General features: G+C 67.3%; 22 protein-coding genes. 15 read left to right on the top strand and 7 right to left on the bottom strand.

The genetic code is table 11. The features are described 5' to 3' along the window. The first annotated feature begins 122 nt into the window (after positions 1-122). From ACFRJ8_RS00825 to ACFRJ8_RS00815, 3 genes are all read left to right on the top strand, one after another. Complete coding sequence (locus ACFRJ8_RS00825; protein ID WP_377984262.1) at positions 123-1,610, top strand: amino acid permease; 1,488 nt, start codon at positions 123-125, stop codon at positions 1,608-1,610. An 875-nt stretch (positions 1,611-2,485) separates the two neighbouring features. Beyond that, entirely contained in the window at positions 2,486-3,394 is a 909-nt protein-coding gene (locus tag ACFRJ8_RS00820; RefSeq protein WP_377984261.1) for an intradiol ring-cleavage dioxygenase, read from the top strand. A 253-nt stretch (positions 3,395-3,647) separates the two neighbouring features. Next, positions 3,648-4,964, top strand: a complete 1,317-nt coding sequence (locus ACFRJ8_RS00815) for a M18 family aminopeptidase (RefSeq protein WP_377984260.1) — start codon at positions 3,648-3,650, stop codon at positions 4,962-4,964. A gap of 14 nt (positions 4,965-4,978) precedes the next feature. On the opposite strand, the gene ACFRJ8_RS00810 is transcribed toward ACFRJ8_RS00815, so the two are convergent. After that, entirely contained in the window at positions 4,979-5,662 is a 684-nt protein-coding gene (locus ACFRJ8_RS00810; protein WP_377984259.1) for a DUF1345 domain-containing protein, read from the bottom strand. A gap of 259 nt (positions 5,663-5,921) precedes the next feature. Between ACFRJ8_RS00810 and rpsF the strand changes: the two genes are divergently transcribed. The 4 genes from rpsF (at position 5,922) to rplI (ending at position 7,693) form a co-directional block, all read left to right on the top strand. After that, positions 5,922-6,227 carry a 30S ribosomal protein S6 gene (gene rpsF, locus ACFRJ8_RS00805; RefSeq protein WP_090582123.1) on the top strand — a complete coding sequence of 102 codons (306 nt, stop codon included), beginning with the start codon at positions 5,922-5,924 and terminating at the stop codon, positions 6,225-6,227. 55 nt (positions 6,228-6,282) lie between these two features. Continuing rightward, entirely contained in the window at positions 6,283-6,858 is a 576-nt protein-coding gene (locus ACFRJ8_RS00800; protein WP_277524846.1) for a single-stranded DNA-binding protein, read from the top strand. A gap of 125 nt (positions 6,859-6,983) precedes the next feature. After that, positions 6,984-7,223 (top strand): 30S ribosomal protein S18, encoded by a 240-nt coding sequence (gene rpsR, locus ACFRJ8_RS00795; protein WP_003800144.1) that lies wholly within the window; start codon positions 6,984-6,986, stop codon positions 7,221-7,223. Positions 7,224-7,240: 17 nt separating this feature from the next. Further along, positions 7,241-7,693 carry a 50S ribosomal protein L9 gene (gene rplI, locus ACFRJ8_RS00790; RefSeq protein ID WP_091560672.1) on the top strand — a complete coding sequence of 151 codons (453 nt, stop codon included), beginning with the start codon at positions 7,241-7,243 and terminating at the stop codon, positions 7,691-7,693. Positions 7,694-7,883: 190 nt separating this feature from the next. Here the strand turns inward: rplI and ACFRJ8_RS00785 are convergent, their stop codons facing one another. Next, positions 7,884-8,306: a DUF1801 domain-containing protein gene (locus ACFRJ8_RS00785; RefSeq protein ID WP_377984258.1), complete on the bottom strand. Its 423-nt coding sequence runs from the start codon at positions 8,304-8,306 to the stop codon at positions 7,884-7,886. A 140-nt stretch (positions 8,307-8,446) separates the two neighbouring features. Here ACFRJ8_RS00785 and ACFRJ8_RS00780 point away from each other — a divergent pair, with 140 nt between their 5' ends. Further along, positions 8,447-9,076 (top strand): FMN reductase, encoded by a 630-nt coding sequence (locus tag ACFRJ8_RS00780; RefSeq protein ID WP_377984257.1) that lies wholly within the window; start codon positions 8,447-8,449, stop codon positions 9,074-9,076. 86 nt (positions 9,077-9,162) lie between these two features. Beyond that, positions 9,163-9,579, top strand: a complete 417-nt coding sequence (locus tag ACFRJ8_RS00775) for a zf-TFIIB domain-containing protein (RefSeq protein ID WP_377984256.1) — start codon at positions 9,163-9,165, stop codon at positions 9,577-9,579. An 81-nt stretch (positions 9,580-9,660) separates the two neighbouring features. Here the strand turns inward: ACFRJ8_RS00775 and ACFRJ8_RS00770 are convergent, their stop codons facing one another. Together ACFRJ8_RS00770 and ACFRJ8_RS00765 are read right to left on the bottom strand one after the other, a co-directional pair. After that, positions 9,661-10,233: a hypothetical protein gene (locus tag ACFRJ8_RS00770; RefSeq protein WP_377984255.1), complete on the bottom strand. Its 573-nt coding sequence runs from the start codon at positions 10,231-10,233 to the stop codon at positions 9,661-9,663. A gap of 3 nt (positions 10,234-10,236) precedes the next feature. Further along, entirely contained in the window at positions 10,237-10,704 is a 468-nt protein-coding gene (locus ACFRJ8_RS00765) for a hypothetical protein (protein ID WP_377984254.1), read from the bottom strand. Positions 10,705-11,489: 785 nt separating this feature from the next. Here ACFRJ8_RS00765 and dnaB point away from each other — a divergent pair. Beyond that, complete coding sequence (gene dnaB, locus ACFRJ8_RS00760) at positions 11,490-12,878, top strand: replicative DNA helicase (protein WP_277524682.1); 1,389 nt, start codon at positions 11,490-11,492, stop codon at positions 12,876-12,878. 6 nt (positions 12,879-12,884) lie between these two features. Here dnaB and ACFRJ8_RS00755 read toward each other — a convergent pair whose 3' ends face one another. Next, the gene (locus tag ACFRJ8_RS00755) at positions 12,885-13,859 is read right to left on the bottom strand and encodes an acyl-CoA thioesterase (RefSeq protein ID WP_377984253.1); all 975 of its coding nucleotides are present in this window, start codon (positions 13,857-13,859) and stop codon (positions 12,885-12,887) included. 151 nt (positions 13,860-14,010) lie between these two features. Further along, positions 14,011-14,445 (bottom strand): DoxX family protein, encoded by a 435-nt coding sequence (locus ACFRJ8_RS00750; protein WP_377984674.1) that lies wholly within the window; start codon positions 14,443-14,445, stop codon positions 14,011-14,013. A 148-nt stretch (positions 14,446-14,593) separates the two neighbouring features. Between ACFRJ8_RS00750 and ACFRJ8_RS00745 the strand changes: the two genes are divergently transcribed. The 3 genes from ACFRJ8_RS00745 to ACFRJ8_RS00735 all read left to right on the top strand — a co-directional run bounded on the left by ACFRJ8_RS00745 (position 14,594) and on the right by ACFRJ8_RS00735 (position 17,070). Continuing rightward, on the top strand, positions 14,594-15,949 hold the full coding sequence (locus tag ACFRJ8_RS00745; RefSeq protein WP_377984252.1) for an MATE family efflux transporter: 1,356 nt from the start codon (positions 14,594-14,596) through the stop codon (positions 15,947-15,949). Between the two features lie 80 nt (positions 15,950-16,029). Next, positions 16,030-16,623 carry a hypothetical protein gene (locus tag ACFRJ8_RS00740; RefSeq protein ID WP_377984251.1) on the top strand — a complete coding sequence of 198 codons (594 nt, stop codon included), beginning with the start codon at positions 16,030-16,032 and terminating at the stop codon, positions 16,621-16,623. Between the two features lie 84 nt (positions 16,624-16,707). Then, positions 16,708-17,070 carry a hypothetical protein gene (locus ACFRJ8_RS00735; RefSeq protein WP_377984250.1) on the top strand — a complete coding sequence of 121 codons (363 nt, stop codon included), beginning with the start codon at positions 16,708-16,710 and terminating at the stop codon, positions 17,068-17,070. A gap of 98 nt (positions 17,071-17,168) precedes the next feature. On the opposite strand, the gene ACFRJ8_RS00730 is transcribed toward ACFRJ8_RS00735, so the two are convergent. Further along, positions 17,169-17,711: a CGNR zinc finger domain-containing protein gene (locus ACFRJ8_RS00730; RefSeq protein WP_377984249.1), complete on the bottom strand. Its 543-nt coding sequence runs from the start codon at positions 17,709-17,711 to the stop codon at positions 17,169-17,171. A 215-nt stretch (positions 17,712-17,926) separates the two neighbouring features. Here ACFRJ8_RS00730 and ACFRJ8_RS00725 point away from each other — a divergent pair, with 215 nt between their 5' ends. After that, positions 17,927-18,880 (top strand): DMT family transporter, encoded by a 954-nt coding sequence (locus tag ACFRJ8_RS00725; RefSeq protein WP_377984673.1) that lies wholly within the window; start codon positions 17,927-17,929, stop codon positions 18,878-18,880. A gap of 96 nt (positions 18,881-18,976) precedes the next feature. Then, positions 18,977-19,249: a DUF2277 domain-containing protein gene (locus tag ACFRJ8_RS00720; RefSeq protein ID WP_377984248.1), complete on the top strand. Its 273-nt coding sequence runs from the start codon at positions 18,977-18,979 to the stop codon at positions 19,247-19,249. Positions 19,250-19,257: the final 8 nt, after the last annotated feature.

Genomic DNA, 19,257 nt, shown 5'->3' with positions numbered 1-19,257 from the left:
AAGACGGAGCGTGCGCCGGGCGGTCTAGTGTGAAACGACACTGTGGTCCGCCGCACAGCACGGATTCGATTCCGTGCCGGCAAAGAGCGGGCCTGAACCCCCCCACGAAGGACGGCGCTTCCATGCCCGCTGACCAGCAGCTCTCAAAATCCCTGAAACCCAGGCATCTGTCCATGATCGCCATCGCCGGCGTGATCGGCGCCGGACTGTTTGTCGGTTCGGGTGCGGCGATCCAGCAGGCCGGCCCGGGCATCCTGGTTGCCTACGCCGCGGCGGGACTCGTCGTCATCCTCGTTATGCGGATGCTGGGCGAGATGGCTGCGGCTAACCCGGAAACCGGCTCGTTTTCCACCTACGCGGACAAGGCCCTGGGCCGCTGGGCCGGGTTCAGCATCGGCTGGCTGTACGCATGGTTCTGGATTATTGTCCTTGGCATCGAGGCCACGGCCGGGGCCGCGATCATGCACCGCTGGGTCCCCGGCATTGACCAGTGGGTATGGGCGCTTATCCTCATGGTGCTGCTGACGCTGACAAACCTGGGGTCCGTGAAGTCGTATGGCGAGTTCGAGTTCTGGTTCGCTTCCATCAAGGTCGCCGCGATCGTGCTCTTCCTGCTCTTCGGCGCTGCCGCGATCCTCGGCCTCGTCCCCGGCGTTCCGGCGCCCGGCCTGGACAACCTGATCGGCAACGGCGGGTTCATGCCCAACGGCCCCGGCGCCGTCCTGGCCGGCATCCTCGTGGTCGTCTTCTCCTTCTTCGGGGCGGAAATTGCCACCATCGCCGCCGGTGAATCCGAGAACCCGGTCGACGCCGTCAAGAAGGCCGTGAAGTCCACGGTCTGGCGCATCCTCGTCTTCTACATCGGCTCCATCGCCATCGTGGTCACCCTGCTGCCCTGGAACTCCGCCTCCGTCGCCAAGAGCCCATACGTTGCGGTCATCGAACTCTTCGGCATCCCGGGCGCCGGAACCATCATGGACATTGTGGTGCTGACCTCGGTGCTCTCCTGCCTGAACTCGGGCCTCTACACCGCGAGCCGCATGCTGTTCTCGCTCTCCCGCCGCGGCGACGCCCCCAAGTCATGGATGCGGATTTCGAAGCGCGGCGTGCCTGCGGCGGCCGTGCTGGCCTCCACGGTGGTCGGTTTTGTCACCGTAGGCCTGAACTACATTGCCCCGGACACGGTCTTCCTGTTCCTGGTCAACACCTCCGGCGCCATCGCGCTGTTCGTGTGGCTCGTGATTGCCTCCTCCCAGCTGATCCTGCGCCGCCGCATGGGCGCCGCCGCCAAGGACCTCCAGCTGAAAATGTGGTTCTTCCCGTACCTGACCTGGCTGTCAATCGTCAGCATCGTGGCCCTGCTGATCGGCATGGTGATCCTGGAATCCACGCGGGAATCGCTCCTGCTCTCGCTGGCTCTGGCCGCCGTCGTGGTGGGGATCGGCGTGTTCCGCTACCGCAGCAACGGCTCCAAGGCCACCGTTCCGGCAGCAGGTGCCGCCGGGACCCCTGCCGGGGACGCCACGGTGGCTGACGCCGACGCTGCTGCCGACGAAGCTGCCGGCGCTGCCGCCGAGGGCACCGCGGTGGGCGCCCGCCCGGGGTCGTAGGTCCGGGTCTGATAGCTCCGGGTCTGATTTAGGCGAGGGTCAGTCGGGTTTGGATCTGTTTTAGGGCGAGGGCCTGCCCAGGTTCGGGTCTGTTTTAGGGCGAGGGCCTGAGCCGGGCCGGGGTCTGTTTCGGGAAAAGGTCTGCCCAGATTCCGGTCACGGGCAGCCCGGGCGCAGGTTTGGGCCACGGGTAAGCCGGGCGCAGGTTTGGGCCACGGTTACGCCGGGCGCAGCTCGCCCGGGCCGGCCCCACACCACCGGACATGCTCTCCCCCGGCGCCCAGCGGTGGACATAGTGGCATTATGTCCATCCTTTGGCCCGAGGCGTGGGCATGTCCGTGGGGCACGCGGGACATGCCCATTCCCAGATGCGGAAAGTGGGCATGTCCGGCGTAAACGGGGACATGTCCATTCGCGGGTGCGGATGGGAGCCCGGTCCGCGGGGAAGACGGGACATGTCCATTCGCGCGTGCGGGTGGGAGCCCGGTCCGCGGGGAAGACGGGACATGTCCATTCGCGGGTGCGGGTGGGAGCCCGGTCCGCGGGGAAGACGGGACATGTCCATTCGCGGGTGCGGATTGGGGGTGCGCTCGGCGGGGTAAACGGGGACATGTCCATTCCAGGCTGCACGCGGAAGGGCCGGCCCGTAAGGCATGCGGGACATGTCCAGTCCCGGTGCCGACCAATGGACATACTGGCATTATGTCCATCATTGGGCGCGAGGCATGGGCATGCCCGTGGGGGCGCGGGGGACATGTCCCTATTCCCGGGCTTTGCGGAGGGCATGTCCAGTCAAGGCACAGTCGATTCACAGGCACAGCCGCTTCACAGGAAGGGACTAGCCAGCCCATAGCGCTGCCGGGTTCGATGGGATCATGACAAAAAGGCCCCTGCCCCCGTACGAGCCGCACCCCAACCATGACCGCGGCCTGGAATTCGATCTCTCCACCCTCATGAGCCGCCGCTCGCTGGGCATGTTCCTCGGCGCGGGAACGGCCGCCGCCCTGGCCGCCTGCACCCCAGGCGGCACCAGCGGCAGCGCGACCTCGGCTCCGGCCGCAGGGACGTCGGCGGCGTCCGCGCCCACCACTTCGGCCGCGGCAGCAACAACGACGGCGTCCGCCACTCCGACGCTGACCCGGGCGATCGCCGAGTGCGGGGTCGAAATACCGCAGGAAACCGCCGGTCCGTTCCCCGGTGACGGTTCCAACGGGCCCAACGTCCTCGAAGCGTCCGGGGTGGTCCGCCAGGACATCACGTCCAGCTTCGGGACCTCCACCAGCAAGGCCGAGGGCGTGCCGCTGACCGTCACGCTGACGCTGCTCGACAACGCCAACGGCTGCACCCCGCTGGCCGGCGCCGCCGTCTACGCCTGGCACTGTGACCGCGAGGGCAGGTACTCCATGTACGATTCCGGGCTCCAGAACGAGAACTACCTGCGCGGCGTCCAGGAGGCCGACGCCAACGGGCAGGTCACGTTCAAGACCATCTACCCCGGCGCCTACAGCGGCCGCTGGCCGCACATCCACTTCGAAGTGTTCGAGTCCATGAGCAATGCGACGGCGGCCGGCCAGGTCCTGGCGGTGTCCCAGATTGCACTGACCGAGGCGGCGTGCAAAGAGGTCTACGCGTCGGCCCGCTACGAATCCAGTGCGCAGAATTTTCCCCGCACCACGCTGAAATCCGACAACGTTTTTGGCGACGACGGCGGGATCTACCAGCTGGCCGCGATGAGCGGCTCGGTAGCGGCGGGCTACGCCGCCGGTCTCAACGTCACCGTCTAGCCCAGGCGGACACCGGCACCGGCCCTCTGCGTGCCGGCGGTCCGGCACCCCGGCGCCAGGGGCCAGGTGCGAGCCCGGCGTCAGGCCCTTCCCCGGGCCCAGCCCGGCGCGCCACCCGGGACCAGGCCGAACCCAGCCCCTTCCCCGGGCCCAGCCCGGCGCCCCACCCGGGACCAGGCCGGACCCAGGCGCCGGCCCCGGCCGCCCGGCACCGCGCCCGGGGGCCCGTGCGTGCCGGGCTAGACTCGGAGCCATGCCAACACCGAGCACTGCCGAAGAGCACATCCAGGACCTCGGCGCGTACGTCAGCGCGTCGCCGTCGAGCTTCCACGCCGTCCACGAAGCCGCGCGCCGGCTGGACGCGGCGGGCTTCACGGGCCTGGATGAACTGCTGGCCTGGCCGGAGCCACAGGCCGCAGCTGCCGGCAAGTTCTACGTGATCCGCGACGGCGCCCTTATCGCCTGGGTGGTGCCCACAGGTGCCGGACCGACCACGGGTTTCAACATCCTCGGCGCCCACACGGACTCGCCGTCCTTCAAACTCAAGCCGAAGCCCACAACAGGCAAATTCGGCTGGCTGCAGGCCGGCGTCGAAGTCTACGGCGGGCCCCTCCTGAACTCCTGGCTGGACCGCGAACTCCAGCTCGCCGGCCGGCTCGTCATGCGCGACGGCACACAGCACCTCACGGCCACAGGCCCGCTGCTGCGCTTCCCGCAGCTCGCCATCCACCTGGACCGGTCCGTCAATGACGGCCTGGCCCTGGACAAACAGCAGCACATGAATCCGGTCTTTGGCCTGGGCGATCCCGCCGACGAGGACCTGCTTGGGCTCCTCGCGGACAGGGTTACCGGTGCCGCGGTGGATCCGGCGCAGATCGGCGGGTACGACGTCGTCATTGCGGACACCCAGGCCCCGGCCGTGTTCGGCGCGCGGGGCGAATTCTTCGCTTCCGGCCGGCTCGACAACCTCTCCGCGACGCACGCCGGGCTCACCGCGCTGATCGCCCACGCCGCCGGGCCGCTTCCGGGCGGCGCGCCGATCGCCGTGCTGGCCGCCTTCGACCACGAGGAAATCGGCTCAGCGTCCCGCTCCGGAGCGTGCGGACCCATCCTGGAAGACGTCCTCGTGCGAATCTCCGACGGGCTCGGAGCCTCGGCAAGCCAGCGGCGGCAGGCCTTCGCGGCGTCCTTCTGCGTCTCGGCGGACGCGGGCCATGCCGTGCACCCGAACTATCCGGAGCGGCACGATCCCGCCAACCGGCCGGTCCTCAACGGCGGACCACTGCTGAAGATCAATGCCAACCAGCGCTACGCGACCGACGCCGCCGGGGCCGCCCTCTGGGCGCGGCTGTGCACCGACGCCGGGATTCCCTACCAGGAATTCGTCTCCAACAACGTGATGCCGTGCGGCTCGACGATCGGCCCGCTGACCGCCACCCGGCTGGGGATCCGGACGGTCGACGTCGGCGTGCCCCTGCTCTCGATGCACTCGGCACGCGAGCTCTGCGGGGTCCAGGACCCGCACCGGCTGGCCACGGTGACCCGGACGTTCTTCCGGACGGCGGCGTAAGGTCCCCGCGCGGACTACGCGGCGACCCCGACCACGAGGTTGATGGTGGTAGCCAGGATGATTGTCCCGAAGAGGTAGGACAGCAGGCTGTGCTTGAGTGCTTCTGCCCGGATGCCGTGGTTCTGCAGGGCGGTGTCCGAGACCTGGTACGTCATGCCAAGGCTTGTGGCCAGGTAGGCGAAGTCGGTGTACTGCGGCGGCCGGCTCTGGTTGAAGTCGATGCCGCCCACCTTGGAGCCTGCCTTCTTGCCCGTGCCGTAGTACAGCTCCGCGTAGCGCAGTGTGAAGAGCGTCTGCACCAGCGTCCAGGACAGTGCCACCGAGACCAGCGCGAGCAGCCCGCCCCCGATCCGGGACACGATGTCCGTGTTGTTGTGGGAATCCACGATGACCGCCCCGGCCGCCGCCAGGCTGGCCACATTTGCTCCCAGGATGAGCAGGTCCGTGGTGCTCCGCGACGGATCCTCCGCTGTTGCGTGCAGCCGTGTGTCCGCCGGATCGAGGCGGCCGATGACCAGCCACACCCAAACGATGTAGGTCAGCGCAGCCCCGCACCAGCCAATTGTGGGCGCCTGCACCCAGTGCCCGGCGAGGCCGGCTGCCGTAGCGGCAAGCAATCCCGCCAGCAACATGACAGCGAAACGCAGGCGGCTCTTCCTGGTGCGCACGGCACGTCGGTGCGGGGATCCGGTGTTCATTCCCTGATCATGGCATGCCGACGGCGGCCGTCCCGCCGCACCAGTTGTCCACATGCGGACCGACACTCTTCCTGGCCCGGCCGCAGGGCCATACGGTAGGGGCACGGAATCGCGGAAACCGGTCCGGATGCACTAAGCTATTGAAGTCTGTGCTGCGCCCTGCCTCCGTTCCGGCGGCCGGGCATTGCATGACACCGCAAATGAACCTCCTGTTACGGAAATGCCGTAACCGCTTAGCCCAAAGGAGGTGGGTTCACATATGCGTCCTTACGAATTGATGGTAATCATCGACCCCGAGGTCGAAGAGCGTGCCGTTGAGCCGTCGCTTCAGAAGTTCCTGAACGTCATCACCAACGATGGTGGAACCATCGAAAAGGTTGACATCTGGGGCCGTCGTCGCCTGGCTTACGAAATCCAGAAGAAGTCCGAAGGTATCTACGCCGTGGTGAACTTCACCTCTGAGCCGGCTACCGCCAAAGAACTTGACCGCCAGCTGAGTCTCAACGAGACCATCATGCGCACCAAGATCACCCGCCCCGAAGAGCAGAAAGTTGTTGCTGAGTAATTCAGCGACCAACCTTCAATCTTCATCCCCGCAGGAACGCACAAGGAGGCAGTAGATGGCAGGCGAAACCACTATCACGGTTGTCGGTAACCTCACCAATGACCCCGAACTCAGGTTCACACCGTCCGGTTCGGCTGTAGCGAATTTCACCATCGCGTCTACTCCCCGCACCTTCGACCGGCAGTCCAATGAGTGGAAGGACGGGGAAACCCTGTTCCTCCGCGCATCGGTCTGGCGCGAAGCAGCCGAAAACGTCGCCGAATCCCTGACCAAGGGCATGCGCGTGATCGTCTCCGGCCGCTTGAAGAGCCGTTCCTACGAAACAAAAGAAGGCGAGAAGCGCACCGTTATCGAGCTCGAGGTCGATGAAATCGGCCCGAGCCTGCGCTACGCCAATGCCAAGGTCAACCGCACCCAGCGCTCCGGCGGTCAGGGTGGACAGGGTGGCTTCGGCGGCGGCAACAGCGGCGGTGGCTTCGGTGGCGGCCAGGGCGCAAGCCAGGGCGGCAACACCGGCGGAACATGGGGCGGCAACCAGCCCGCCGCGCAGGAAGACCCGTGGGCCACGCCCGGGGTCAGCAATGCGGGCGGCGGCTGGGGCAACGGCCCGGATTCCGAACCTCCCTTCTAAACAACATCTAAGGTCCGGCGACGAAAACCGCCTGGACGCCGCAAGGCGACCGGGTGCAGACCGCGCCGGATCACCACCATCCCGTGGATCAATATCCACGGGCTCCATCGAATAGGAGCTCCACGATGGCTAAGGCTGAACTCCGTAAGCCCAAACCAAAGTCCAACCCCTTGAAGGCCGCTGACATCACTGTCATCGACTACAAGGACGTAGCATTGCTGCGCAAGTTCATCTCCGACCGCGGAAAGATCCGCGCCCGTCGCGTCACTGGCGTCACGGTGCAGGAACAGCGCAAGATCGCCCAGGCAATCAAGAACGCCCGCGAAGTTGCTCTGCTGCCTTACTCCGGCGCTGGCCGCGGCTAAGGAAGGGATTAACTAACATGGCAAAGCTCATTCTGACCCACGAAGTAACCGGTCTCGGTGCTGCTGGCGATGTTGTCGAGGTCAAGGACGGTTACGCACGTAACTACCTGCTGCCCCGCAACTTCGCCCTGACCTGGTCCAAGGGCGGCGAGAAGCAGGTTGAGTCCATCAAGGCTGCTCGCGTTGCCCGCGAGCACGCTTCCCTGGAAGACGCTCAGAAGCAGGCCGCTGCACTCTCCGCCAAGCCGGTCAAGCTGATCGTCAAGGCTGGCGCAACCGGTCGCCTGTTCGGCACCGTCAAGCAGGGCGACGTCGCCGACGCTGTTGAGGCCGCTGGCCTGGGCCGCATCGACAAGCGCAAGGTTGAACTGCCGGCACACATCAAGTCGACCGGTTCCTACCAGGCAAACGTCCGTCTGCACGACGACGTTTCCGCTGTGATCGAACTCGACGTAGTCGCAGGCAAGTAGCCCTCACCGGCTGCAGTCCTGAACTGCTGGAAGGCCCCCGCCTCCGGACCCTTAAGAGGGACCGAAGGCGGGGGCCTTCTGCTTTAGCCGTGCAAATTCAAGCCGTGCCAATTCAAGGCTGCCGATTCAAACCTGCCAATTCAACCCGGTCAATCCGAGCCCTTGAGCCCCCAGGCGGGGTGGGCTGCACTCAGCCGTGGTGCAGCTCCGTGGTGACATGCCGGTAGCCGAGCCGAACCAGTTCCGCCAGCACGGCCTCGTCGACGTCGTCGAGCTTGTTGACGTACAGGCACCCGGCGCCGACCTTGTGCTTGCCCAGCCTGCCGAGCAGTTCGGCGGCCTCCGGCCCGTACGTGAGGCCATAGAGCGACAGGCTGGATTTCCTGGGGGAGAATCCGACTGCCGCGGCGTCGCCCTCCCTGCCGCTCGCGTACTTGTAGTGGTAGCGGCCGAAGCCCACAATCGTCGGACCCCACATTTGCGCCGGTTCCCCCGTGATTTCGGACATCAGCGCCAGCAGACGGAGCCCGTCGCCGCGCCGGACCGGATGCTCGACGGCGGCCAGGAAGTCCTCCACCGACGCGCCGGTTGCCTGCGTTTTGTTTTCAGCCATGACGGCAGTCTGGCAGAGTGCGGCACTCCTGTCAGGCAACGCGAGGGCCCGGGAATAAATCCAGGCACCCGCCGCTTCTAGAGGTAGATGCAAACGCATGTAAAAGCGTTGCTGACCAGGATTCAACTTAGGAGCACTCCGTGGAAACCCGCCGTATCACCGTTATCTCCGCCGGACTCGGCGTCCCCTCGTCGAGCCGCCTGCTGGCAGACCAGCTGGCGGCCTCGGCCGAACGGCAGCTTGCCGCAGCCGGCTACGCCGTGGACATCGAGGTTGTGGAGCTGCGGGACCTCGCCGTGGACATCGCCAACAACTTCGTGACCGGCTATGCGGCTCCCCGGCTGGCCGAAGTGATCGCCGGCGTCGAGGCCTCTGACGGCCTGATCGCCGTCAGCCCCGTGTTCAGCGCCTCCTACAGCGGACTTTTCAAGTCCTTCATCGACGTGCTCGATCCCAAGGCGCTGGAAGGCAAGGCGGTTCTGCTCGGGGCCACCGCCGGCACGGACCGGCACCAGATGGTGCTGGACTTCGCGATGCGGCCGCTCTTCACCTACCTGCGCACCCGGACCGCCGCCACCGCGGTCTTCGCCGGACCGCAGGACTGGGGGAACAACGACGACGACGGCGGCTCGCCGCTCTCGGTGCGCGTGGACCGGGCAGCGGGGGAGTTCGTCGGCCTGCTGCGCGACTCAGGGCCGCAGCAGAAGCCGGCCGCGCTGGAATCCCTACCGTTTGAGCAGCTGCTCGCCGGGATCAGCAGCCAGCGGTAAGGCCTGCCGGGCCTTTCGAACCCGCCGGGCTTTCGACCCTGCAGGGCCGTCCGAACCTTTTGGTCGGTCCGCTCGTTGTCCGGGACATGAAGTGTCCCGTGGATTCTATTGACCTGATCATGAGTGAACGCAGCGGTGTGGAGATCGACTACTGCCCCCAGTGCCGCGGAGTGTGGCTGGACCGGGGGGAGCTGGACAAGATCATCGACCGTGCGGCGGAGTCCCTGGGCCCTGCAGCAGCCGTCCCCGCGGCCCCGCAGCCGCCGGCGGCGTTCCCGCCTGCGGCGCACATTCCGCCGCCGCTGTACAACCTCGACCCCCGCCGGGATGACCGGCGCCCCGACGACCGCCGCTATGACGACCGCAGGTACGATGAGCGCCGCGACCGTCCGCGCCCTGATCAGTCGCGCACAGAACAGTCGGGGTATCAGCAGCCGCGTTACGATGAGCGCCGCCGCCCCAAGAAGAAGGAAGGCTGGCTGGGGGACCTGTTCGACTTCTAGTCCGGCGGATTCCGGCTTGCCACGCGGAGCCCACCGGACAGACCCCCGGGATGTCCCCACGGAGCCCGGGCCGCCCTGGGCTCAGTCGCCGAGCAGTGCGATGAATTCCCTGGCCTGCTTCATGGAAATATCCGAGTGGCGGGTCAGGGCTGTCGCTGCCGCCTCGGTGTCGCCGCTCTTCGCCAGGGTGCGGATCCTCCCGTAGATCTCGTCATTGAGCATATTGCTGCTCACCTCGCGTGTGACATCACCTTTGCTGGCGATCGCGCGGTAGCGGTACGCGAAGCGCTGCGGCACGTCGTCCTCGTCCGGAACGGGCTCCTGTGCTGCCTCCGGCGCGCGGAACGGCTGGGGGTGCTCCGCCAGTGCCGCGACAGCGTCACGGGACGCCCGGAGGCCCTCGCCCGTGGCCTCGAGGTACACCTTGATGGCTGCCATCGCCTGCCCCTGCGCGATCAAGGCATACAGCTGCCTGTGCTGCTCCTGGGTGAGCCTTGCCGCCGCCGTACGCGCCAGCTCGGCCGAGTCAGGGCCCGGCTGCGGCATGGGTGCAGGCCTGGGGCGATCGCCGCGGCGGCTCCAGGCGCGGACCACCATCAGCACGCCGGCGGCCACGAGCACCAGGATCAGTACGGGAATGAGCATGGAGTCCATGTGCTACAGCCGATCTACGTAATTCTTTGCGGTCTTGAAGTCCGTGTGGGTCGACTGCCGCAGCAGCCGGGCAGCCTTCGTCTTCTGGCCGTCGCGGGCCAGCGACTGGAGCTGCAGGAGGAGGTGGGGACTCAGGTGTCCGACGGCGAGCAGGGCGTCATCGCGGCCGTGGCGCGCCCGTGACGGGGCGGAACCGATCCGGGCCAGCAGCGCGGAACGGGCGTTGTCGGCCTGTTGCGACTGCTGCTGGGTGTTTTGGCTGGGGCGCGTGGTCGCTTCAACCCGGGCGCGTGCGGCCTCGGCAGCCTGAACCTGCGCCGAGTAGTGGGCCAGGGACTTCACGGCCAGTTCCCGCTGGTAGCGCTCGGCGTCGGAGATGCCGAAATTCCGCGGCTTCAGGGCCGTGGTCACCGCCCAGAGCACTGCCGCCAGAATGAGGGCAGGCAACATGACTAGCAGTACATCGCCCATGTTTAGAGCTTATGCCAGATTGCCGTTATCCACAGCATGCTCCGCACCTCGCCTACAGTGCGCCAAGGCCGGCGTCAATTCGGTGCGGAGGCGTGAGTCCGGTCACCAAATGTGCACATCGGGCGGCAAATGTGGCCTCCGGCGCCGCAATGTATCCCCAGCCGCAAGGTGCAGGCTGTGGATGAAGCTTGGCGGAAAATGTTTTGTGTCCACAAGATGAATCCAATGTTTCCGCAGGTCAAGTACGTATTACGGACCCAACTTTTTTTCTATCCACAGCTCTACCCACAGACTGTGCACAAGCATCTGGCACTAGTGCACAGGTTATCCACAGGGCAACAGGCCGACCGGGTTGGTGCCTGACCGATCGGCGGATAACGTTGCAGGATATCGCGGCTGGGAAGCGGAAACCTGCGGTCGCCAGGTGGTGCCAACCAGGGCCCGGCCACCGGATCCCGGTGGCATACGGCCGCACCAACGCTGTGGATAACGGCGGCCGGCCGGACCGGCGCGGACTGTCGGAGCTCGTTGATAAGAATGGGGCAACCGGCACGTGCCAGGTTTTGCCACTGGGCAGCACAGCAGCTGGGCAGCACAGCAGCTGGGCACCACAGCAGCTGGGCACCACAGCAGTTGAGCATCAGGGCACTGGGCACTCAGGCGTCGCGTACTAAGGCGCTGGGTACTAAAGGCACAGCGCATTAAGGCACAGCGCATTAAGGCACTGGGCACACGCGCCGCGGCGAACGGACATCCGCCACGGCACACAATGAAGGACGGCAGTTTTGTCAGTTACGCATCTGGACTCGGTCGAGGGTACGCGGGGAGGCGAGGGCAGCCGCAAGCCCCCGCAGGACATCCCCGCGGAGCAGTCAGTCCTGGGCGGCATGATGCTGTCCAAGGACGCCATCGCCGACGTCGTCGAGATCCTGCGTGGCCAGGACTTCTACCGTCCGGCGCACGAGACCATCTATGAGGCCATCATCGACCTCTACGGCCGGGGCGAACCTGCTGACGCCGTGACGGTCTCGGACGAACTGACCAAGCGCGGCGAGATCAACAGGATCGGTGGACCCGCCTACCTGCACGAGCTCATCCAGACCGTCCCCACAGCCGCCAACGCCGGTTACTACGCCGAAATCGTGGGCGAACGCGCGGTCCTGCGCCGCCTGGTCAACGCCGGCACCAAGATTGTCCAGCTCGGCTACGGACAGGACGGCGAGGTCGAAGACCTCGTCAACCAGGCCCAGGCCGAGGTCTACGCCGTCGCCGAACGCCGGACCGCCGAGGACTATGTGGTCCTCAAGGACGTCATGGAATCTACCGTTGACGAGATCGAGGCCTCGGGCCACCGCGGCGAGGGAATGACCGGCGTGCCCACCGGCTTCTACGAGCTCGACGAGCTGACCCACGGCCTGCACCCGGGCCAGATGATCGTCATCGCCGCCCGCCCGGCTGTCGGCAAATCCACGTTCGCGCTGGACTTCGCCCGCTCGGCGGCAATCAAGAACAACCTCGCGACCGTTATGTTTTCCCTCGAAATGGGCCGCAACGAGATCGCCATGCGCCTGCTGTCCGCCGAGGCCACCATCGGTCTCCAGGACCTCCGCAAGGGCACCATCAAGGACGAGCAGTGGTCCAAGATCGCCACCACTATGGGCCGCATGAACGATGCCCCGCTGTTCATTGATGACAGCCCCAACATGTCGCTGATGGAAATCCGGGCCAAATGCCGGCGCCTGAAGCAGCAGCATGACCTCAAGCTGGTGATCCTGGACTACCTGCAGCTCATGAGCTCGGGTAAAAAGGTGGAATCCCGCCAGCAGGAAGTCTCCGAGTTCTCCCGCGCCCTGAAGCTCCTGGCCAAGGAACTCCAGGTGCCCGTGATCGCGCTGTCCCAGCTGAACCGTGGCTCCGAGCAGCGCCAGGACAAGCGCCCCATGGTCTCTGACCTGCGCGAATCCGGCTCCATCGAGCAGGACGCCGACATGGTGATCCTGCTGCACCGCGAAGACGTCTATGACAAGGAGTCACCGCGCGCCGGCGAGGCGGACATCCTGATCGCCAAGCACCGTAACGGCCCCACAAAGGACATTGTGGTGGCCTTCCAGGGCCACTACTCGCGGTTTGCCAACATGGCGGCCGACGCCGGTGGGGGTGGCGGCGGCTTCTAGCCGGCCCTAGCCCTCGCCCGCCCCAAGCAGGTGGTTGGGCAGCCGGTTCCCCGGCGCCCGCCCGCGGATTTCCAGCAGTTCGCGGGCGTGCGCGTGGAGCCGGACGTCTTCTTCGGACACCGGCACCCACTGCGGAATCGGAACCGAGGTGCCGGTCTCGTCGCGGGCGACCATGACCGTCAGGCAGTACGTGGTGAGGTTCAACTCGCGCCCTTTCGGGTCCCCGGACCGGACGTGGACGGCGATGTGCATGCCCTTGGTGCCCGTGTAGACCAGCCGGGCCTCCACCTCCACGACGTGGCCGATCAGCAGCGGCCGGTAGAACCGCACGCCGCCGGAGAACACAGCCACGGTGTCCTTCCCGCAGTAGCGGGAGGCGCAGACGTAGGCCGCCTCGTCGATCCACTTCATGACGATGCCGCCGTGGACCTTGCCGCCCCAGTTCACGTCCGTGGGCGCGGCCATGAATCGCAGCACCACACGCTCTGCCGTGCCGGCGTCGGTATATTCCTGTCCGCTCATGGCCTGGACGATGTCCTCGCGGACCTTGATCCGGGCCAGCGCGTCGTCCCGCTGTGCGATTTCTTCCGGAGTCACCGGTTCAAACTGCGGCACCGGGATGGGTTTGCCGTCCGCACCCACGGCCACGAAGATCACGATGCACTGGCTGCGCATGGTGGCCGGCCCGCCCTTGGGGTCTCCAGAGGACACCACGGTGCGGATATGCATCGAGGACCGGCCGGTGTAAACGATCGTGGCCTCGACCTCCACCATGTCGCCGCTGTTGACCGGGTCCGCGAAGTGGATGTTCCCCACGTAGGCCGTCACGCAGTAGGACTTTGCCCAGCCGACGGCGGCGGCATAGGCCGCCTTGTCCACCCACTCGAGCACTGTGCCGGCGTCGACCGAGCCGCTGTGGCCGACATCGGTGGGGGCCGCCAGGAAGCGCAGGGTTACGGAATTGGGCGCGTTCTCGCTCATGCAGCGAGTTTACTGAACGGCCCGGCAGGCGCCGCGGGCCGGCGACACAATCGCTGTCCGGGACGCCATAACCCGCAGAGACACGACTGCGGGCGGCCACCAGGAGGTGACCGCCCGCCGTCGCGCGCTATGGGCTTGGAGCGTGAATGCCTTAGGCCAGGACGCGGAGCTTCGAGTTGGCGCGGCCGAACAGCACCTTGTCCACGGAGACTTTGCCCGCGCCGACCAGGGCCACGGCCAGGGCGGCGGCAGCAAGGATCAGGACGAGTTCGTAACCGCCGGTAGCGGCAAACACTCCAGCGGAGGCATGGACCAGGAACAGGGCGCCGAGCATGTCTACGGCGAGGAGGGCGGCGAACACGCGGGTCAGGATGCCCAGGATCAGGGCGATACCGCCGACCAGTTCCAGGGTCGCGATCACCGGGGCCGCAACTTGCGCCGCCGGGACGCCCATCTGGGTGAAGGCTGCCTGGGTGCCGGGGATGGTGAACTCGGAGAACTTCTGCCAGCCGTGGGCGGCAAATAGGAAGCCCGCGATGACGCGCAGGACGGTTCGGGCGGAGGTGGTCAGGGCGGGCTGGTTCATGGAAATACCGTTTCGTAAATAGGAGGCGTCGCGGCTGGTTGCGGCCGCAACTTCGGTTGCGTTCACGATCAAGTCTTCCCGATTTTTAGTTGAAATGTCAACTAAAAGACGTGCGGTGTCGATTCGTGGGCCCGGCTAGGGTTAAGCCGTGCATCCTTCCCCGCCGCTGTCCACCACCCTGCCGCCGCCTACAGGGCACCGGCGGGAAATCCTGCGCCTGGCCGTGCCGGCCTTCGGCGCGCTGATTGCCGAGCCGCTGTTCCTGCTCGCGGATTCGGCAATTGTGGGTCATCTCGGCGTGGCCGAGCTCGCCGGCGTCGGGCTGGCCTCGGCGGTCCTTCACACGGCAGTCGGACTCATGGTGTTCCTCGCCTACTCCACGACGCCGGCCGTGGCGCGGGCCGTCGGCAACGGCCAACTGGCGAAGGCCCTCGCCGCGGGGCGCGACGGCGTCTGGCTAGCGCTCCTGCTGGGACTCGTCCTGGCGGCCGCCGGCTTCCTGGCCGCCGGGCCGCTTCTGGAACTGATGGGCGCCCGCGGTGAGGTGCATGGGTTTGCCGTGGACTACCTGCGCGGGTCCATGCCCGGCCTCGTGGCGATGCTGCTCATCTTCGCGGGCACCGGGGTGCTGCGCGGACTCCAGGACACGCGGACCCCGTTGATCGTCGCCGCCGCGGGTTTCACGCTGAACATCGCGCTGAACCTGGTCCTCGTCTACGGGCTGGGCTGGTCCGTGACCGGCTCGGCCGTGGGCACGAGCATTGCGCAGTGGGCCATGGCGGCCGTCTATGTGCTGATCGTCCGGCGCAACGCCCGCAACAACGGGGTTCCCCTGCGCCCGGACTGGCGCGGCATCCGCGCACTGACCAGGGTGGGCTCCTGGCTGATGCTGCGCACGCTCAGCCTTCGCATCGCAATTCTCGCCACGGTGGTGGTGGCCACCGCCCAGGGTCCCGTCAATCTTGCCGCGCACCAGCTGGCCATGACCATCTTCACGTTCTTCGCCTTCGCGCTGGACGCCCTTGCGATTGCGGCCCAGGCCCTGATCGGCAAGGAACTCGGCGCGGCCCGGCCGGTGGCGGCACGCGCGCTGACGCGCACCATGACGCGGTGGGGGCTCGGCTTCGGGGTCCTGACCGGGATCGTCCTGGCTGCGGCGGCGCCGTGGGCGGGCGCCCTCTTCACGTCCGACGCCGAAGTCCAGGGGGCGCTGACGCTCGCCCTGTGGGTGCTCGCCGCCGGGCAGCCGCTGGCCGGTTACGTCTTCGTCCTCGACGGCGTCCTGATCGGCGCGGGTGACGCCCGCTACCTGGCGATCGCCGGCGTCGTCAATCTCGCGGCCTATCTGCCGCTGCTGTTGGCCGTGGGGAATTCGGGCGCCAGCGCCGGCGGGGGACTGCTCTGGCTGTGGGCCGCCTTCTCCCTGGGCTACATGGCGGCGCGCGCGCTGACGCTGGGCCTGCGGGCCCGGACGGAGAAGTGGATGGTCCTCGGCGCGGGCTAGGTGCGCCGAGTCGGAACCGCCGGAGTGCGCACTGCGCCGGGCCGGCGCGCGCAGTGGGGGCTTCGCACTAAACTGGACGGGTGACTCTTCCCGCAGCGCCTGACGCGACCCCTGCCATCCGCGCTGCGGCCGACCTCTGGAAGCCCGTGCTGGTCAGGGCGGCCGTTGCGCTCGTGTTTGGCGCGATCACCGTGTTCTGGGCCGCGCCGTCCGAGGCCGGCATGGGCTGGGCCGGCGGCCTCTATCTGCTGGCCACCGGTGTGGTGATGCTCTGGACCGTGCCCAAGACCGGATTCCGACCCCGGGAAGGCGCCGGCAAGATCCTCTCCGCCGGCGGAGCAGCTCTGGCCGGGGCGGGCGCAGCCGTGGCACTGATCCCCGCCCCGCTCGTCTTCGGAACGATCGCAGCCTTGGGCCTGGGCGTTGCCGGCGCCGCAGAGCTCGTCGCGGGCATTTCCGCCCGCGGCCGGTCCGTGCTGGCCCGCGACTGGATCACCTCCGGCGTGATCGGGCTGGGCACCGCAATCGCGCTGCCGTTCTTCATCGGCCTCGGCCCGCACGCACTCCTCGGCGTTGCGGGCGGCGGGGCCATCATCAGCGGCGTCCTGTGGATGCTGTCCGGCCTGACCCTGCGGCATGATGCTCCGGGCGATTCCGCGGAGGCCGTAAACTAGTACGGACAGGTTCTACCCGGCGTAGAACAATTGCGGTAACAAGACAGCCACGCTACCCCGCGCGGGCTGCAGGAGGAAAGCACCTTGGCACAGCAGAAACCCGGAGCGTCCCGCAGCCTGCGGACATCGGTCAAGGGACCGCTCATGTTCTCCGCGTTCTGGGCCGTGGTGGTGTTCTTCGGCGTCCTGATCTTCGCCTCGGGCGGCAGTGCCCGCTCACCCCGGTTCGACCTCGCACTCATCGGTGCCGGGATCGCCTTCATTGTGATCCTGGTGGTGGCCGCCATGCTCGCAATGAGCCACAAGGAAAACCCTGAGGACCTAGGCAAGGGCTCCGGCGTCAACCTCAGTTCCAAGCGCCCGTCCTCCGGCCACGGCGGCCCGTCGGCGCGGCCCCGCCCCGAGGCCGGCTCTGGCGATTCCCGTGACGGCGGCCCGCAGGCCTAACGGCCCAGCGCTAACGCCACTGGCCTGACAGCGCACGGCTAACGCCTCAGGCTTAGCTGCGGAGCCTCAGCGGCGGACACCGCGGCACGGGGCCGCTGTCAGGACGCGGCTTTCCGCGCCCGGTACGCGGCCACGTGTGCGCGGTTGGCGCAGTTGCCCGTGTCGCAGTAGCGCTTCGAGCGGTTGCGGCTCAAATCCAGTACGACGGCGTCGCAGTCATCCGCGGCGCACACCAGCAGGCGGTCCATTTCCTTGCTGCGGATCACGTCAACGATCGCCATGGCCGCCTCCGTGCTCATCCGGTCGGCCAGCGGCGCCTCCGGGGTGGTGGCGTGCAGGTGCCAGTCCCAGGGATCATGCTTGACCAGCTGGGGCAGCGCCCGGGCCTCCCGGAGCAACCGGTTCACGGTCTCCGCGGCAGTGGCCTCCTCCGCCAGCCAGAGCTCGGCGAGCTCGCTGCGCAGGCGCCGCACGCTGGCCAGCTCGGCCTCGTCCCGGGTCCGGGAGCCGGTGAAGCCCTCGGCCTCCAGGAAGTCATCCAGATCCTTGGCGGTGGCCAAGTGTTCTTCACCGTTGGCCGCGGTGTTGATGAGGTTGACCACAGAACGCAGGGCAACTTCCGTGTCAGGGGCAAAAACCATCTTGACTCCTTACCTCGTACGGGCGTAATGTCATGACCATAACCCTACTTTACTCCTGACAGGAGATTGCCGTGTCTGCCACCCAACGCCCCGCCGCCGCCCCGGTCCGAGACCTCGCCGCTCTGCGGCCTGCCTCCGAACCGGCCGGCGCCACGCAGGGCGCAAGGCCGGGTGCCGGGCAGGGGGCCAAGCGGGCCGGCGCGGCGTCGGGCTTCATGGCCTCGGGCCTGGGGGTCGCCCTGTTTTCATCCGCGGTGTTCGGGCTCTCCGGATCATTCGCCAAGGCGCTCCTGGAGACGGGGTGGACACCCGGCGCGGCCGTCACGGCCCGGCTCACGGGCGCGGCCCTGATTCTGGCCATCCCGGCAATTTTCGCCCTGCGTGGGCGGTGGCATCAGCTCCGGAACAACTGGCTGACCGTCGTGCTGTTCGGATTCATCGGCGTCGCCGCCTGCCAGCTGTTCTACTTCAACGCCGTGTCCCGGCTTTCGGTGGGTGTCGCCCTGCTGCTGGAGTACCTTGCGCCGGTCCTGATCGTGCTCTGGCTGTGGGCCGCCAGCCGGAAACGGCCGCGGCCGCTGACCATTGGCGGAACGCTCCTGTCCCTCGGCGGGCTGGTCCTGGTCCTGGACCTCACCGGAGCCGTGAAGGTCGACTTCGTCGGCGTGCTGTGGGGGATCGCGGCCGCCGTCTGCCTCGCCATCTACTTCTTCATTACGGCCAAAGAAAACGATACCCTCGCGCCGATCGTCCTGGCCTCTAGCGGGCTCATGGTGGGCGCGATCGTCATGTGGCTGACCGCGGCTACCGGGCTGCTGCCGATGGCCTTCAGCACCGCCGACACCCGCCTGGGGCCCTGGGTCACCCCGTGGTGGGTGGCGCTGGGCGGCCTCGTGCTCTTGGCCACGGTGGTGGCCTACGTGTCCGGCATTGTCGCCGCGCGGGCGCTCGGCTCGAAAGTCGCCTCCTTTGTCTCTCTTACCGAGGTGCTGTTCGCCGTTATTTGGGCGTGGCTGCTGCTCGGCGAACTGCCCGGACCCATCCAGCTCCTGGGCGGGCTGCTGATTGTCGGGGGCGTGGTGCTGGTCCGGCTGGACGAGCTCCGGGCCCCGGCCGGCACCGCTGCGGCAGCGCTGGACCACGCGAACGACTGCGAGCCCGTGCCGTAAACACCCGCCTGGGCGCCCGGCAGGCCTGCCTGCCGGGTGCGAGCATTCTCACGCGGGGCCCTCGTTCCCTGGCTCCAAGGCACCTAGCATGGAGATATGTGCCGAAACATCAGGACCCTCCACAATTTTGAGCCCCACGCCACCACCGCCGAGGTAGAGGCCGCGGCACTGCAATACGTGCGCAAGATCAGTGGCAGCACCAAGCCTTCCAAGGCCAACGAAGAGGCCTTTAACCGGGCGGTCCACGAGATTGCCCACGCGACGCAGCATCTGCTCGACTCCCTGGTGACCCATGCCCCGGCCAAGGACCGCGGGGAGGAAGCCGCCAAGGCCAAAGCCCGGGTTGCCATCCGCTATGGCGCGGCCTGAGCCAGGGG

Source organism: Arthrobacter sp. NPDC056886 (assembly GCF_042788715.1).
GTDB lineage: Bacteria > Actinomycetota > Actinomycetes > Actinomycetales > Micrococcaceae > Arthrobacter.
Note: the sequence above shows the minus strand (reverse complement) of the source record. Positions and strands in the feature narration are given on the sequence as shown.